Source organism: Ensifer sp. 22521, from assembly GCF_052044795.1.
In the GTDB taxonomy this organism is placed as follows: Bacteria; Pseudomonadota; Alphaproteobacteria; order Rhizobiales; family Rhizobiaceae; genus Ensifer.
In genome coordinates, this window is record NZ_JBQENM010000018.1 from 55,173 (window position 1) to 70,292 (window position 15,120).

Sequence of the window (15,120 nt, forward strand, 5' to 3'; positions counted from 1 at the left end):
TGGGTCTGCCTTTCGTGCCGCCGAGAAGTGATGACCTCAAGCTAATGAGGCATAAGGATGCAGACAATCGATGTGAAATGTGATTTATTCTCCCAGAAAACGGGATTATCTTATGAGCCGCATCGAAGACCTGGAAGCCTTTATGGCCATTGTCGAAGAGGGTAGCCTGACGGCGGCTGCGAAACGGCTGGGGCGCCCGCTCCAGACCGTCAGCCGATCGCTCGCCATGCTTGAGGCTGATGTTGATGTGGAGCTGGTGCATCGCACGACCCGCCGCTCGATGCCGAGCCAGGCGGGCGAGAGCTTTTATCAGCGCATCAAGCCGGCGGTGGAGGAGATCCACGAGGCGCGCGAGGAGGCGGCGCAGCGCCGGTCCGAGCCGTCAGGCGTGCTGCGCCTCGGGGCGCCCAATCTGTTTGCGCCGCGGTTCCTGATGCCAATCATCGCCGAATACATGGCGAAGTATCCTGCGGTCGAGGTGGACCTCGACCTTTCCGATGCGTTCGTCGACCTCGCCGGAAGCGGGCTCGACCTGGTGGTGCGGATCGGGGATCTCGCGGATTCGGGACTGACAGGCAAACGCCTGGGTGCGCTTCGCCGGGTCGTCTTCGGTTCGCCCTCCTATTTCGCGCGCTTCGGTCGGCCTTCACATCCGCTGGAATTGGCCGAGCATCGTTGTGTCACGCGCACGGGCGACGAGCGACCTGGCGCCTGGATGTTCACCATCGACGGTCGGGCTCGTGCGGTCAAAGTCACCGGCGCGTTTCGCACGAATTCGATGAACACGATCTACTCGGCGGTGGAGGTAGGTCTCGGCCTTGGCTACTCTCCGCTCTGGCAGATCAAGCACCTGATCGACGCGGGCAAGGTCGAGGTCGTCCTTGAAGACTTTGAGCCCGCTCCGGTGCCGATCCACGCGCTCTGGCTCGAGGGGCGGAGCCCTTCGGCAAAGATCCGCTACTTTCTCGATCTGCTCGGCGAGCGGCTGAAGCTCGACCGCCTTTAGAGCGGGCGAGGCCGCTTCTCTGCCGGCACCGCCCTTGACGTGTGAAGCTGCCTATTTCGCGAACTTCTTGGCGCCGGCGACGCAGAGCACGATGGCGCCGGTTGCTGCCAGCATGCTCCAGCTTACGGGCTCTCCGAGGAGCGTCGCGGCAAGTGCCAGGCCGAAGAAGGGCTGGAGCAATTGCAATTGTCCGACGCCGGCGACGCCGCCGAGCGCGAGGCCGCGGTACCAGAAGACGAAGCCGACGAGCATGCTGAAGACCGAGACGTAGGCGAGGCCCGTCCAGGCGCCATGCGTGACCATCGAGAAGGAGGAAGGCAGCGTGAAGAGCGTGAGCGCGAGCATGATCGGCAGCGACAGGACCAGCGCCCAGCAGATGACCTGCCAGCCGCCAAGCTTGCGCGAGAGGCTGGCGCCTTCGGCATAGCCAAGGCCGCAGACGATGATGGCGCCAAGCATCAGGAGGTCGCCGATGGGCGACGCGGCGAAGCCCTGTACCAGCGCGAAGCCCACCACTGCGGCGCTGCCGAGGGAGGAGAAGAGCCAGAAGGCCGGGCGTGGCCGCTCGCCGGCGCGCAACACGCCGAAGATGGCCGTTGCCAGCGGCAGCAGGCCGACGAAGACGATCAGATGCGCCGAGGTAACGTGCTGTAGGGCGAGGGCGGTCAAAAGCGGGAAACCGAGTACGACGCCGAAGGCGACAATCGCCAGCGAAACGAGATCGGCCCGCGCCGGGCGCGGTTGACGGAAGATCAGAAGCAGCGCGAGCGCGAGCAGGCCGGCGATCGCCGCACGCGCCACCGTCAGAAACACCGGATCGAAATCCATGACTGCGACGCGTGTCGCAGGTAATGATCCGCTGAAGATCAGCACCCCGATAAAACCGCTCATCCAACCGTCTGCCGTCTTGTCCATCGCATTCTCCTTTTTCGTCTGTATCGGCCGCAGAGGGTGGTCTTGCCAGAGACAATGCGGTACAGTTTCGCCAAACTGTAATGGATGTTTGGGCAGTACGGATGACGATGCAGGAGCTTAGGATTGGCAGCGAAACGCTGCTTGAAGGCGTTATGGCGACGATCCGGCAGCGGATCACGGGGCGCGTTCTCACACCCGGCGCGAAGCTTCCGTCCATCCGCGCCTTCGCCAAGACCATGCGCGTTTCCAAATCGACCGTCGTCGAGGCCTATGAGCGGCTGGTGGCGGAAGGCGTTATTCGCTCGAAACCGGGCGCGGGTTTCTTTGTCTCGGCGCCGCTGGCGCCCTTTTCGCTGGCCGAGATTGGGCCGCGGCTCGACCGGGCCGTCGATCCGCTCTGGGTGTCGCGCCAGGCGCTGGAAACGGGCGACAACGTGCTGAAACCGGGCTGTGGCTGGTTGCCGCCGACCTGGATGCCGGAGACGGCAATTCGCCGCGCACTCAAGTCCGCAGCCAGGCTGGAGGCGAGCGGGCTGACGGACTACGGAACGCCGCTTGGCCATCGGCCGCTGCGCCAGCTTCTTGCGCGACGTCTCGGCGAACATGGGGTCGAGGCGTCACCCGATCAGATCATCTTGACGGAATCGGGAACGCAGGCGATCGACCTTCTCTGTCGCTTCCTGCTCGAACCCGGCGATACGGTCGTGGTCGACGATCCCTGCTATTTCAATTTCCATGCCTTGCTGCGCGCCCACCGGGCTGAGGTGGTGAGCGTGCCCTATACGCCCTCGGGGCCTGATCTCGAAAAATTCGCTGAGGTGCTGGCGGCGCATCGGCCGCGGCTCTACATCACCAATTCCGCTCTCCACAACCCGACAAGCGCCACACTCTCTCCTGTTGTCGCCCATCGGCTGCTCAAGCTTGCCGAGCAGGCGGGGCTGACGATCATCGAGGATGATATCTTCGCGGATTTCGAGCATACGCCGGCGCCACGGCTCGCCGCCTTTGACGGGCTCGATCGTGTCGTGCAGATTGGCAGCTTTTCCAAGACCCTCTCCGCCTCGATGCGCTGCGGCTTCATCGCCGCGCCGCGCGCCTGGATCGAAGGGCTCATCGACCTGAAGATCGCCACCACCTTCGGCGGGCCGAGCCTTGCGGCGGAGCTGGTATTTTCGCTGCTCAAGGATGGCAGCTATCGCAAGCACATGGAGGCGCTGCGCCAGCGTCTGGCCCGCGTCATGAGCGAGACAGCGGCGCGGCTCGGTGTCATCGGCATCAAACCATGGATCGAGCCGCAGGCCGGGATGTTCCTCTGGTGCTGCTTGCCCGATGGTGTCGATGCGGCCGACGTGGCACAGAAGGCGCTGCAGCAGGAGATCGTGCTGGCCCCCGGCAACGTCTTTTCCCATGCCGGCACGGCCAACGGCTTCATGCGCTTCAACGTCTCCCAATGCGAGGATGAGCGGCTTTTCAAAATTCTGCCCCTGATCATGCGCTAACGCGGTGTCGAGCGCGCAGGCTGAGCAGACCGGCGTGCTGAAAGCGATTGCTCGTTTTAGAGGCAATCGCCGGCGAATGCTGGGGAAGTGCCGTCGATCTCAGCCTTTCACGTTGCTTTGCCACGGAGTTGGGCAGGGTTTGCCTATTTTTTGCGCAATGCGCTTGTTCCTTGCGCTGTAGCGTCTGCTCGCCGGGGCTCCTGCCTGCCGCCAAACGCAAATTTCTCTGGATTCTCGGCGCTGAAATCGAGTTGGCACGATTAATGCTTCTTAACGGGCATCGGTCGTCGGGCAGCCGATCTGGATTGCCCAGCCGCTTCGGAACCCAGCCATTCCTGGCGTCATGTGAGAGAACGAAATGACAAAGTTTAAGCTCGAATACATCTGGCTCGACGGTTACAAGCCCACCCCGAACCTGCGCGGCAAGACCTTGATCAAGGAATTCGATGCTTTTCCGACGCTTGAGCAGCTGCCCTTCTGGGGCTTCGACGGTTCCTCGACGATGCAGGCCGAAGGCAGCAGCTCCGACTGCGTTCTGAAGCCGGTTGCCGTTTATCCGGATCCGGAGCGCAAGAACGGCGTTCTGGTTCTCTGCGAAGTCATGATGCCCGATGGCACGACGCCGCATCCGTCCAACACCCGCGCCCCGATCCTCGATGACGAAGGCGCCTGGTTCGGCTTCGAGCAGGAGTATTTCTTCTATCAGAACGGACGCCCGCTCGGCTTCCCGGAAGCCGGTTTCCCCGCGCCGCAAGGCCCCTATTACTGCGGCGTCGGTTTCAGCAATGTCGGCGATGTTGCTCGCAAGGTGGTCGAAGAGCACCTCGACATTTGCCTGGCTGCCGGCATCAACCATGAAGGCATCAACGCCGAAGTTGCCAAGGGCCAGTGGGAATTCCAGGTGTTCGGCAAGGGCTCGCGCAAGGCCGCCGACGAAATCTGGCTCGCCCGCTACCTGCTGCAGCGCCTGACCGAAAAATACGGCATCGACGTCGAATACCACTGCAAGCCGCTCGGCGACACCGACTGGAACGGCTCGGGCATGCACGCCAACTTCTCGACCGAATACATGCGCACAGTCGGCGGCAAGGACTATTTCGAAAACCTGATGGCCGCCTTTGCCGAAGCCCGCGCCGACCACATTGCCGTCTACGGCCCGGACAACCACATGCGCCTGACCGGCAAGCACGAAACCGCTTCGATCCACCAGTTCAGCTACGGCGTTGCTGACCGGGGTGCCTCGATCCGCGTTCCGCACAGCTTCGTCAACAACGGCTACCGCGGTTACCTCGAAGATCGCCGCCCGAACTCCAAGGGCGACCCCTACCAGATCGCTTCGCAGATCCTGAAGACGATCTCGACGGTGCCGACCGACGTCGCAAAGCGCGAAGCCGCCTGATTTTCCCTTGCCCGGCGCATACGAGGGCGCCGGGCAAACTCGACTATGTCGTGTCTGTCGCGACGAAAGACAAAAACGCCCTGCGGATTGCGGGGCGTTTTTGTTTTGGAGTGATACGTGTGTGGCTCTGAGCTTTAGGCCGCGCGCACGAAATGGTCGGGCTCCACCTCGCGGATCGTCTCCTGCCTCGCCGCCGATCTGCGGCGTGTTTCGTCGGCCTCGGAGGCGTTGACCTGCGCGTTCGGATCGTCGAAGCGGATGTCGGGGTCGGGAACGGCCGAGAGCAACAGCTTGGTATAGGGATGGGCCGGATTGTCGATGACCTTGCCGGTATTTCCCCATTCGACGATCTGGCCGGCATACATCACCGCGATATCCTCGGCGACGTAGCGGGCGGTCGCGATGTCGTGGGTGATGTAGAGCAGGCCGAGGTTCATCTCGCGCTTCATTTCGCTGAGCAGATTGAGCACGCCGAGGCGCACGGAAACGTCGAGCATCGAGGTCGGCTCGTCGGCGACGATGACCTCGGGCTTTGCCGCGAGTGCGCGGGCGATGTTGACGCGCTGGCGCTGGCCGCCCGAGAGCTCGTGCGGGTACTTCGGCGCGACGATATCGGGATCGAGCTTCACTTGCCGCAGGAGCGCCTTGATCTCCTCCGCGATTGCGGCGCCCTTGATGTCGGGGCGATGCAGCATCAGCGGCCGCTTCAGATGATAGGCGATCGTGTGGGCCGGGTTGAGCGAGGCGAACGGATCCTGGAAGATCATCTGCACCGATCGGCGATAGTCGGCGATCTCCTTGCTTCCCGCTGAAACGATGGGCTTGCCCTTGAAGAGCAGCCGCCCTTCGCTCGGTTCGTATTCGCGCATGGCGATGCGGGCACAGGTAGTCTTGCCGCTGCCGGATTCGCCGACGACCGCAAGCGCCCGTCCGGCATGGAGCGAGAAGGATATCGACCGTGCGGCGCGCACGGCCCCCGGTCCATTGCCGAAGGTCTTGCTGACCTTGTCCAAGGTCAGGATGGAGTCGAGCGCCAGAATGGGTGCGGATGTGCCGGTCATCTGAGAACGCCTCCGTGCAGCGAGGGGAAGGAGGCCCAGAGCTTCTTCGTGTAGTCGTGTTCGGGCGTCCGGTAGATGGTGTCGGCCGTGCCCTGCTCGACCAGCTTGCCGGCAAGCATGATGCCGATGCGGTCGCAGAACTGCACCATCAGCCCGAGGTCGTGGGTGATGAAGAGCACGGCGAAGCCGAGCTTGCGCCGGAGCTCGTTGATGCGCTGCAGGATTTCGCGCTGAACGACGACGTCAAGCGCCGTCGTCGGTTCGTCCATGACGATGAGGCGCGGATCGAGCGCCAGGCAGATGGCAATCACGATGCGCTGGCGCATGCCGCCGGAAAACTGGTGCGGATAGTCGCGCATCCGGTCTTGCGAAATATCGACGAGCCGCAGCATTTCAGCAGTGCGGTCACGCGCAGCGGCCCGGCTTATGCCCTTATGCGTCTTCAAGACGTCGTAGAACTGCTGCTCGATGCGCAACACCGGGTTCAAGGAATTCATCGCGCTCTGGAAGACCATCGCCACTTCGCGCCAGCGGAAGTCGGCAAGACCCTTCTGGTCGAGATCGAGCACGTTGCGACCATCGAGCAGGATGGCGCTTTGCTTGCGGATCAACGCTGGCGGCTTGTGCAGCCGGCTGATGGCGAAGGCGATGGTGCTCTTGCCACAGCCGGATTCGCCCGCAAGTCCGAAGACTTCGCCAGGGGCAACATCGAAGCTGACATCGTCGACGGCGCGGAAGTCGTCGGTTTCGCCGATATAGTCGATGGTGAGGTTCTTGACGGAAAGCAGAGGCGTGGCCACAGGCGGCCCTCCCCAGAGCGGATAAGGGCCTGCCAGCGGCCGAGCCGGTTGCCGGTTCGAAGCCGCGGATTGGCGATCTCGTCAACGGCGAAGTTGAGGAGCGACAGGCCGATGCCGAGAAAGGCGAGCGCGAAGCAGGGCGTCAGGATGTCCCACCAGGCGCCGACCGAAAGGGCAGAGGCCTTCTGCGCGGCATAGAGCATGGTGCCCCAGGAGACGACCTTGGGGTCGCCGAGACCGAGGAACTCGAGCGTTGCCTGGGTGATGATCGCGAAGATCACGCTGCCGATAAAGTTGATGCCGACGATCGAGATGAGGTTGGGGAAGATCTCGAAGGTCATGATCCGCCAGCGCGGCTCGCCCATCATCTCGGCGGATTTCACATAGTCCTTCTGCTTGACCGAGAGCGTTTCGGCGCGGGTGACGCGTGCGCCCCAGGCCCAGGAGGTGCCGCCGAGGATGAGGGCGATGACCCAGGGGCTCGCCTGGCCGATGAAGGCGGCGAGCACGAGCAGCAGCGGCAGGTTCGGGACGACGAGCACCATATTGGTCAAGAAGCTGATGACTTCGTCGACCTTGCCGCCGCGGTAGCCGGCGATGATGCCAAGCGCGGTGCCGACGGCGGTGATCAGGAGGCCGGCGCCGAAGCCGACGGCAAGCGAGGTGCGGGCGCCATAGATCAGGCGGGCAAAGACGTCCTGGCCGATGCGGGTGGTGCCGAGCCAATGTTCCAGCGACGGCGCCTGGTGCGGCCGGCCGACGCGGGCGCTCGGATCGTAGGAGGTCAGCAGCGGGGCGGCGATCGCCACGAGCAGAATGAAGGCGACGATCAGCGCGCCGACCATGGCCTTGCGGTTGCGGATGAGCGGGAAGGAGGAGGTCTTCATATCACGCCCTCTTCAGTCGTGGGTCGAGCAGCACGTAGCTGACATCGACGACAAAGTTGGCGACGAGCATCGTGGCGGTCATGATTAGAAGCTGTCCCTGGATGACGGGGTAATCGCGGGCGAGGATCGCCTGGTAAAGGATGTTGCCGAGACCCGGATAGTTGAACACCACCTCAGTCACCAGCGAACCGCCGAGCACCGTGCCGATGGCGATCGCAAGGCTCGAGACGGTCGGCAGCAGCGCGTTGCGGGCGGCGTACCAGAGCATCACTCGGGTGTCGGAAAGGCCCTTGGCGCGGGCCATGACGATGTAATCTTCACCGAGCAGGTTGATCATGTTGTTGCGCATGGTCACGGCAAAGCCGCCGGTCAGAACCGCACAGAGTGTCAGCATCGGCAGGATGCCGTGGTAGAGAACGCTGCCAAAATATTCGAGCGTGAAGGCCGGATCGAGCGCCGGGTCGGCGGCATAACCGGTCGGGAACCAACCGAGCGTGAAGCCGAAGGTGAAGACGACGATCAGCGAGGTGACGACGGCCGGCACCGAGGTCGCAAAGATTGCGCCGACGGAAACGATGACGTCGAACAGGCTGCCGCGGCGCCAGGCCGCAAGAACGCCGAGGAAGGTGCCGAGCGCGAAGCTTACGAGTGTCGCCGTGCCCATCAGCCCCACGGTCCAGACGAGCGCATTGCCGAGAACCGTCGTCACCGGCAGCGGGAAATACTTGATCGAGCGACCGAGATCGCCGCTGAAGATGCTGCCGATATAGGTGAGGTACTGCTGCCAGAGCGGGCCGTCGACGAAGCCGAAGGTCAGTTTCAGGGCCTGCAGGCTCTCGGGCGGCAACTCGGCGCCGGCGCTCGAAAACATGATCTGCACCGGATCGCCGGGCATCAGCCGCGGCAGAAAGAAGTTGATCGTCGCCGCCGCGACGAAGGCCGCCAGGTAGAAACAGAGGCGGCGAAGCAGAAAGGCCATCGGGAACTCCATCGACTGCGACCGCCGCGTGTTGGCGTCAGGCGGCAGGGCTGTCTTCTTGTCGGACCGTCCGTCTGGGCAACAGCCAGGACGATCGCGTGGCGGACGAAGACCGCCCGCCACTGTTGCCGGATCAAGACAAGGCGCCCTCCCGGAGCATCGTCTGTGAGACCGCCGCGTCTGTGATCGGGTTACTTCACCGGTTCAAGCGCCAGCAGGTGCAGCAAGCGTGCCGGGTTGGTGCGGCTGATCGACGGGTTGACGAAGGGGTTTTCCGCGTTCGCCCAGCCTTTGAAGCGCTTGGTGTTGTACTGGTACCAGTTCGGGTTGTTGAACACCGGCATGACAGGCAGGTTCTCGGCGACGATGCGCTGCGCCTTGTTCATCGCGTCCTTCTGCTTGGCGGGGTCAGCCGTGTGGGTGAACTCGGTCAGGAGCGCCTCGACGTCCGAATTGAACCAGCGCTGCGCGGTGAAGCGGGTTTTGCCCTTGTCCGAAGCGCTGAAGGCGCGCTTGTAAGGGTAGTAGGGCGAGGCGGACGCCGGCAGGCTGTTGATCGCTGCGTCGAAAGTGCCGTTGATGAGGTTGCCGGTCCAGACGGCTTCCTCCGGCGTTTCGATCTTGGCGTCGAGGCCGACGGCCTGCAGGCCTTCGACGGCGATCGTCACCGTGTCGATCCAGTCGGTCCACGAACTCGGGACGATGATCGAAAAGGCGATCTTGCTGCCGTCCGGATTGTCACGGAAGCCGTCGCCGTCCTTGTCGGCATAGCCGGCTTCGTCGAGCAGCGCCTTGGCGGCATCGGCATCGTACTTGCCGTACTTGCCGAAGTCGGCGGCAACAGACGGATCGGCCCAGCTCTTGTAGAGCTCGCCCATGCCGGCCGGGTCTTCGTTGAGCGTCGGGTAGCCGTAGCCTGCGACATCGACCATGGTGCCGCGGTCGAGCGCCATCGAGGCGGCGCGACGGAACTTCACGTCGTTGAAGGCCTTGCGGTTGTTCTCGTTCGCCGTCTCCTGGTTGAACAGGAAGGCGACCATGCTGCTTGGCGAGTACCAGAAGTGATAGTGCTCCGGATCCTTGGCGACATAGACGTTCTCGATATCCGGGATGAAGGAAACGCCCCAGTCGAGCGTGCCGGAGGCCGTCGCCGTCAGGATCTGGTTGTTGTCGGCGAGCTGCGGGAAGCGTACGCAGTCGATCTTCAGCGTAGCGGCATCCCAATAATGCGGGTTGCGGCACTGGTCGTAGGTCTGGCCGGTAAAGCGCGGGATCTCGGTCAGCGGGCCGCTGCCGACGGGTGTCTCGTTGGCGAAGGTCACCGGCTCGGCGATGTCCTTCCAGACGTGCTCCGGAACGATCGGCAGCTGCGCCAGCTGCTCGGCGGCAAGCGAGCTCGGATTGGCGAGCGTGAAGCGCACGGTCTCAGCATCCACGGCCTCGACGCCGGCGATGAAGGTCCAGATGCTGACGAAATCGAGCGCCGGGAACTTCTTCAAATAGTCATAGGTGAACTTGACGTCGGTCGCCGTCAGCGGCTTGCCGTCGGACCATTTCAGGTTCGGCCGGAGCTTGAACTCGATCGACTTCAGGTCATCGGCAAGCTTGAAGCTTTCTGCGAGCCGGAAGATCGGCTTGTTGCCGTCGAAGCGGTTGAAGACGACCAGCGGCTCGTAGATGAAGTCGAGGGTGCTCTGGCGCGCCGAGGTCTGGTTGAACGGGTTGAAGTTGCGTACCCAGGTGGTCGCCGGTTCGATGTTGGCGGTGAGCACGGTCTGTGCCGCGGCCGGGCCGGCGATGAGGGCAAGCGCGGTGGCCGCGCCGAGAAGCGATTTTTTCACGGTAGTTCCCCTTTTGATTTTCGGATTGGTCAGGCGACGAGGGCGCTGTTGAACATGTCCTCGACTTCCGCATGGGCCGCGCGCACGTCGACCTTCAGCGTGCCGAGACGGGCCTTGCCGGCGTCAATGCGCTTCTGGGCGGCGGCGGTCAGCGGACTTGCCGCCTTGGCTGCCGCTTCGCTCTCGGCGAGCGTGCCGTGGCTGTGAAGTGCGATGTCGAAACCGGCGTCGAGCACCTGGCGGACGCGCTCGGGCAAGGTGCCGCGGAGCGATTCCATGAAGATGCAGTCGGAAACGAGTACGCCGTCGTAGCCCATGTTGTTGCGGATGACGTCGTGCATGACTGGCGAAATGGATGCCGGCAGTTCCTTGTCGAAGGCGGAGTAAACGACGTGGGCGACCATGGCCCAGGGCGTGTCGCGGAGCGCTACGAAGGGCTTGAAGTCGGTGGCGGTCAGCGTTTCGCGCGAAGCGTCGACGATGGGCCGCTCCTTGTGCGAATCGAGCGTCGCCCGGCCGTGGCCCGGGATGTGCTTCATGACCGGCATGTTGCCGGTCTCAAGCAGGCCATCGACTACCTCACGGCCAAGGGCTGCAATGAAGTCCGGATCGGCGCCGAACGAACGGGCGCCGATGACCGAGCTCGTTGTTGCAAAGACGAGGTCGAGCACCGGCGAGCAGCCGCTCGTGAGACCAAGTTCACTCATCATCGTGCCCATGGCCTGGCTCGAAAGGCGAAGGGCCTTCTTGCCGAGGGCGAAATCGTGGCGCGCGAGCTCGGCGAATTCGCCGAACGAGCGGAAGAGCGGCCAGGGGCCGGCGTCGAGATGCTGGACGCGGCCGCCTTCCTGGTCGGTAAAGACGGGGGCATCTTCGCGGCCGACGGCTTCGCGAAAGCGTTCGATCAGCGCCTTTGTCTGCGCGGGTTCGCGCTGGTTGCGGCGGCCGACGAAAAGGCCGAGCGGATTGGTTTCGCGGAACAGGGCAAACTCGTCATCCGACAGCGTGGGATTGGGTATGCCAACAAAGAGGGCAAGCGGTGTCGAGGACATGGGGAGGCTCCGATATTTGAAATTACTTGGAAGGGCGGCGCAGCATGCCCTGGTAGATCCCTTTGTCGGGGGCGGGGATCGGCACGGCGCCGACAGTCTTTGCGTAGAAATCGACGGGTCCCGCGTCGCCGATGAAGGCATAGGCGTGGCCAAGGGTCTTCATGGTGTCGAGGCAACTGGAGAGCAGGGCGACGCCGATGCCCTTGCCGCGGCTTGCGCCGTGGACGCCCGTCGGGCCGAAAAAGCCCGGCGCCGTCGTGTCATAGCAGGCAAAGCCGACCAGATTGCCGTCGTCGACGGCAATGAGACACGCCACGGGGCGGCGCGTGAAGGCGACATCCACCTCGCTTGCCCAGTTCTCGCTGAAATTCTCTCGCACCCAATCGATGACCAGGCGCATTTCCGGCGGCAAGGCGGGCCGAATAGTCACCTTGTCGGTTTGGGTACTTCGCTTGAGTTCGCCGAGGATCGGCGAATACAAGCTCACCAGCATGTCAGGCATGTGCGCCTCCACATATTCCTTTATTACGGAATTGCTGCCTTTGTAATGCAACAGATGGAGCCAACCCGACCGGCTTGTCAATCGCCAATCGTCAGATTCGGGGTGCTATCCTCTTTTCGCGAGGCGAGATATCGGACCATGAGCCGCTCCGGAGAGCGCGGCACGGCCCGCGAATCCCCGGCCGGCCTCGGGGTGCATGGGTGCGGTAGCGGTGCCGGGAAAAGGGTGGCCAAAACAGCCGAGTAAAGCGGGTCGCTCTGGAAATTGCACCTTTGTACAACTTTGTTCTTGGGTTGTTCGAAATATATCTTGATTTACAAAAACACTAAGTATGAATATTCGTGCGCTCATGAAGTGCATGCTTAAGAAGAGCTCGCCAATTTCGATCGCGACCAAGTATTTCCTGAGAAGAAAAGTATTGTTTTCCTGCATGGACGGCGCGCAGGATCTTGTCCCGCTGCCTTTATGGCTATTCCGCCGGACGCGTCAGGATGAACAGTGCAGGAAGCGCCATCGACGCCGCGACGATCGCAGCCAGCGTCAGGCTCGGATTGCCGAAGAAAACGAAGAGTCCGAAGCTAGCGGCCATCAGGCTGACCGCACCGGTCTTGGCGCGCTTGGAGATGGCACCCTTTTCACGCCATAGCCGCAGCGAAGCCCCGAAGACGCGGTGATTGAGCAGCCATTGCTCCAATCGCGGCGAAGCGCGGGCGAAGAGGCCCGCCGCCAAAAGCAAAAACGGAGTCGTCGGCAGGACGGGGAGGAAGGCGCCAATGACACCCAGTCCGACCATCAGCCATGCAAGGCAAAGACAGAGGATGCGAAGGGCGGGATTCATGCGATGGCCCCGGTGAGCGTCATGCTTCGGATGTCTCGATGATCGGCGTCGTGGCCGTCTCGCTCGGCGGCCAGCGGCGAAGCGCCTCGGCCCCCAGCTCCGTCAGGGCATAGATGCCGCGGTCGATCCGCTCGAACCAGCCATAGACGTTGTGAAGCAGGATCTTGGCGGCATCCGGTGCGACCGGGCGAAGATCACGCGGGCGCTGATGGCCGCTCTGCAGGGCGGCCGCGCAGGCAAGCGCCTGCTGGCGATAGGCGGTCATGATCGGCGATCGCGTGGCACCGCCGGCGGTCGGGTCTCCCTTGCGGCGGCGGTGCTCGCTGATCAGTCGCGACCGCTTCCTGTTGTTCTTGCGAGGCATTACCGCGGAGGCCGCGAGAATGACGTCGACCATGCCGTTGTCGGCGACCGCCAGCATGCCGAAGCCAAGCCTGCGGCAGAGATCGCGGAACCGGCGATCGCTCTCCCGCCCCTTGCCTTTGGCCGAGACACGGGCGGCGATCCATACCTCGTCGCCGGCGGTGGCGCGGTCGACGGCCTGCAGGATCAGCTCGAGATTGAAGCTCAGCTTGAGCTCGCAGATGACGACAAGCGGCGGCTCGTCATCGCTGAGTGCCACCATGTCGCAGCCGCCGATCTCGCCCTTGACGCTGTAGCCGCGGGCTTCGAGAAAGGTCTTGATCGGCTGATAGAGGGTCGTCTCCAAACCCGGGATCCTGTTCTGGTCGAAATCGGGGAGGCTCAAGCAGTGACGCATCATTGCGGAAGGAGACTAGCAGATAACTCCGATCGCCGGACTTGTCATCACGTCGCAGCAGCAAGGCGAGCTGACCTCGTTGCTCCGAGGATCCAACCGATGCAGTAGCAACCTCGCTTCGTCCTAACCTTGTGTTGTGCTATTATTCTCGAATGGACGTCCTCTTCGGAGGCGTCGGGCATGCGAGGTTTTGACGACGGATGTTGCGAATCCTCACGCTGTTGCTTGTTTTGATCACGTCATTCGCGTTTCCAGCTTCGCCGCGAGCCGAAAACGATCGGGTCGCCTTGGTGCTGCATGTCAACGGTGCCATCGGCCCGGCCACGGCCGAATATGTCAGGCGCGGTTTGACGAAGGCGGAACAGCGCCGCCTTCCGCTGGTGGTCTTGCAAATGGATACGCCCGGAGGTCTCGACACGTCGATGCGCGAGATCATCCGCGCGATCCTCGCTTCCCCCGTGCCCGTTGCAAGCTACGTTGCGCCGAGCGGTGCGCGCGCGGCGAGCGCCGGCACCTATATCCTCTATGCCAGCCACATCGCGGCGATGGCGCCGGGAACGAACCTCGGCGCGGCGACGCCGATTGCGATCGGCGGTGACATGTTCGGCCAGGGGAAGGATGGCGATACCGGCAAGGACGGCGGCAAACAGCCGGCGGTTCGGAACGCTGCCGAGGCGAAGCTCGTCAATGATGCCGTGGCATATATCCGAGGACTGGCCGAACTGCGCGGGCGCAATGCCGACTGGGCCGAGAAGGCGGTGCGCGAGGCGGCAAGCCTCTCGGCCGAAGCGGCCGTCAGGGAGAAGGTCGTCGATTTCACCGCCACCACCATCGCCGATCTCTTGAAGCAGGCAAACGGGCGCACCGTGCATGCGGGGCAGCTGGAGATCGTGCTCGATACGGCCGGGCTGGCCACCGAAGACTTCGTGCCCGACTGGCGCACCCGGCTGCTTTCGGTCGTTACCGATCCCAATATCGCGGTGATCCTGATGATGATCGGCATTTACGGTTTGATCTTCGAGTTCCTGTCTCCGGGGTCGGTGGCGCCAGGCACGATCGGCGGCATCAGTCTGCTGCTCGGGCTCTATGCGCTTTCGGTGCTGCCCGTCAGCTACGCCGGCATCGGTCTGATCCTGCTTGGGATCGGCCTGATGGTTGCCGAGGCGCATTCGCCGTCTTTCGGCGTGCTCGGCGCCGGTGGCAGCGTTTCACTGGTTCTGGGCGCGGCAATCCTCTTTGACACGGATACGCCGGGCCTGCAGGTCTCCTGGTCCGTGCTAGCGGGGCTTGCCGTCGCAAGCTTCGGCTTCAGCCTGTTGGTCGCACGGCTGGCCTTCAGCTCACGGCGCCACGCGGTGGTGACCGGCGGCGAACAGATGATCGGCATTGCGGGCAAGGTCGAAAGTTGGACAGGGGCCGCCGGCTACGTCATCGCCCATGGCGAGCGCTGGCAAGCTGTCAGCACGGAAACGCTGTCGAGAGGTGAGGATGTAAAGGTTGTCGGGCGGAACGGACTGACGCTCGAAGTGGTGCGCGACGCTCAGAAGGCATAGCGCCGCGGATCCTGTGGGCGCAGGCGAA

13 protein-coding genes and 1 pseudogene are annotated in these 15,120 nt (G+C 63.3%); 4 read left to right on the plus strand and 10 right to left on the minus strand.

Annotated features, from left to right (window positions below; all coding sequences use genetic code 11):
* The first annotated feature begins 112 nt into the window (after positions 1-112).
* Positions 113-1,006 carry a LysR family transcriptional regulator gene (locus ACTJKE_RS24600; RefSeq protein ID WP_058327311.1) on the plus strand — a complete coding sequence of 298 codons (894 nt, stop codon included), beginning with the start codon at positions 113-115 and terminating at the stop codon, positions 1,004-1,006.
* Between the two features lie 51 nt (positions 1,007-1,057).
* Here the strand turns inward: ACTJKE_RS24600 and ACTJKE_RS24605 are convergent, their stop codons facing one another.
* Complete coding sequence (locus ACTJKE_RS24605) at positions 1,058-1,921, minus strand: DMT family transporter (protein ID WP_058327310.1); 864 nt, start codon at positions 1,919-1,921, stop codon at positions 1,058-1,060.
* An 80-nt stretch (positions 1,922-2,001) separates the two neighbouring features.
* On the opposite strand from ACTJKE_RS24605, the gene ACTJKE_RS24610 reads away from it, so the two are divergent.
* Positions 2,002-3,420, plus strand: coding sequence for an aminotransferase-like domain-containing protein (locus tag ACTJKE_RS24610; RefSeq protein WP_058327309.1), 1,419 nt, complete (start codon positions 2,002-2,004; stop codon positions 3,418-3,420).
* Positions 3,421-3,778: 358 nt separating this feature from the next.
* Complete coding sequence (locus ACTJKE_RS24615; RefSeq protein ID WP_057255488.1) at positions 3,779-4,819, plus strand: glutamine synthetase beta-grasp domain-containing protein; 1,041 nt, start codon at positions 3,779-3,781, stop codon at positions 4,817-4,819.
* A 134-nt stretch (positions 4,820-4,953) separates the two neighbouring features.
* Here the strand turns inward: ACTJKE_RS24615 and ACTJKE_RS24620 are convergent, their stop codons facing one another.
* The 9 genes and pseudogenes from ACTJKE_RS24620 to ACTJKE_RS24660 form a co-directional block, all read right to left on the minus strand.
* Positions 4,954-5,880 carry an ABC transporter ATP-binding protein gene (locus ACTJKE_RS24620; protein ID WP_058327308.1) on the minus strand — a complete coding sequence of 309 codons (927 nt, stop codon included), beginning with the start codon at positions 5,878-5,880 and terminating at the stop codon, positions 4,954-4,956.
* On the minus strand, positions 5,877-6,680 hold the full coding sequence (locus ACTJKE_RS24625; RefSeq protein WP_440692695.1) for an ABC transporter ATP-binding protein: 804 nt from the start codon (positions 6,678-6,680) through the stop codon (positions 5,877-5,879). Before ACTJKE_RS24625 ends, ACTJKE_RS24620 begins: the two co-directional genes overlap by 4 nt.
* Positions 6,680-7,567: pseudogene (locus ACTJKE_RS24630) on the minus strand (ABC transporter permease); the annotation flags it as partial. The pseudogene ACTJKE_RS24630 and the gene ACTJKE_RS24625, both read right to left, overlap by 1 nt.
* A 1-nt stretch (position 7,568) precedes the next feature.
* Positions 7,569-8,546 (minus strand): ABC transporter permease, encoded by a 978-nt coding sequence (locus ACTJKE_RS24635; protein WP_440692697.1) that lies wholly within the window; start codon positions 8,544-8,546, stop codon positions 7,569-7,571.
* A gap of 191 nt (positions 8,547-8,737) precedes the next feature.
* Positions 8,738-10,387, minus strand: coding sequence for an ABC transporter substrate-binding protein (locus ACTJKE_RS24640; RefSeq protein WP_058327305.1), 1,650 nt, complete (start codon positions 10,385-10,387; stop codon positions 8,738-8,740).
* A 29-nt stretch (positions 10,388-10,416) separates the two neighbouring features.
* Positions 10,417-11,439 (minus strand): glycoside hydrolase family 3 N-terminal domain-containing protein, encoded by a 1,023-nt coding sequence (locus tag ACTJKE_RS24645; RefSeq protein ID WP_058327304.1) that lies wholly within the window; start codon positions 11,437-11,439, stop codon positions 10,417-10,419.
* Positions 11,440-11,461: 22 nt separating this feature from the next.
* On the minus strand, positions 11,462-11,941 hold the full coding sequence (locus tag ACTJKE_RS24650; protein ID WP_058327303.1) for a GNAT family N-acetyltransferase: 480 nt from the start codon (positions 11,939-11,941) through the stop codon (positions 11,462-11,464).
* 469 nt (positions 11,942-12,410) lie between these two features.
* Complete coding sequence (locus ACTJKE_RS24655) at positions 12,411-12,779, minus strand: YbaN family protein (RefSeq protein ID WP_058327302.1); 369 nt, start codon at positions 12,777-12,779, stop codon at positions 12,411-12,413.
* A 19-nt stretch (positions 12,780-12,798) separates the two neighbouring features.
* A complete protein-coding gene (locus ACTJKE_RS24660; protein WP_058327352.1) occupies positions 12,799-13,488 on the minus strand; it encodes a DUF2161 domain-containing phosphodiesterase in 690 nt (229 codons plus the stop codon).
* 251 nt (positions 13,489-13,739) lie between these two features.
* On the opposite strand from ACTJKE_RS24660, the gene ACTJKE_RS24665 reads away from it, so the two are divergent.
* A complete protein-coding gene (locus ACTJKE_RS24665; protein ID WP_058327301.1) occupies positions 13,740-15,092 on the plus strand; it encodes an NfeD family protein in 1,353 nt (450 codons plus the stop codon).
* Positions 15,093-15,120: the final 28 nt, after the last annotated feature.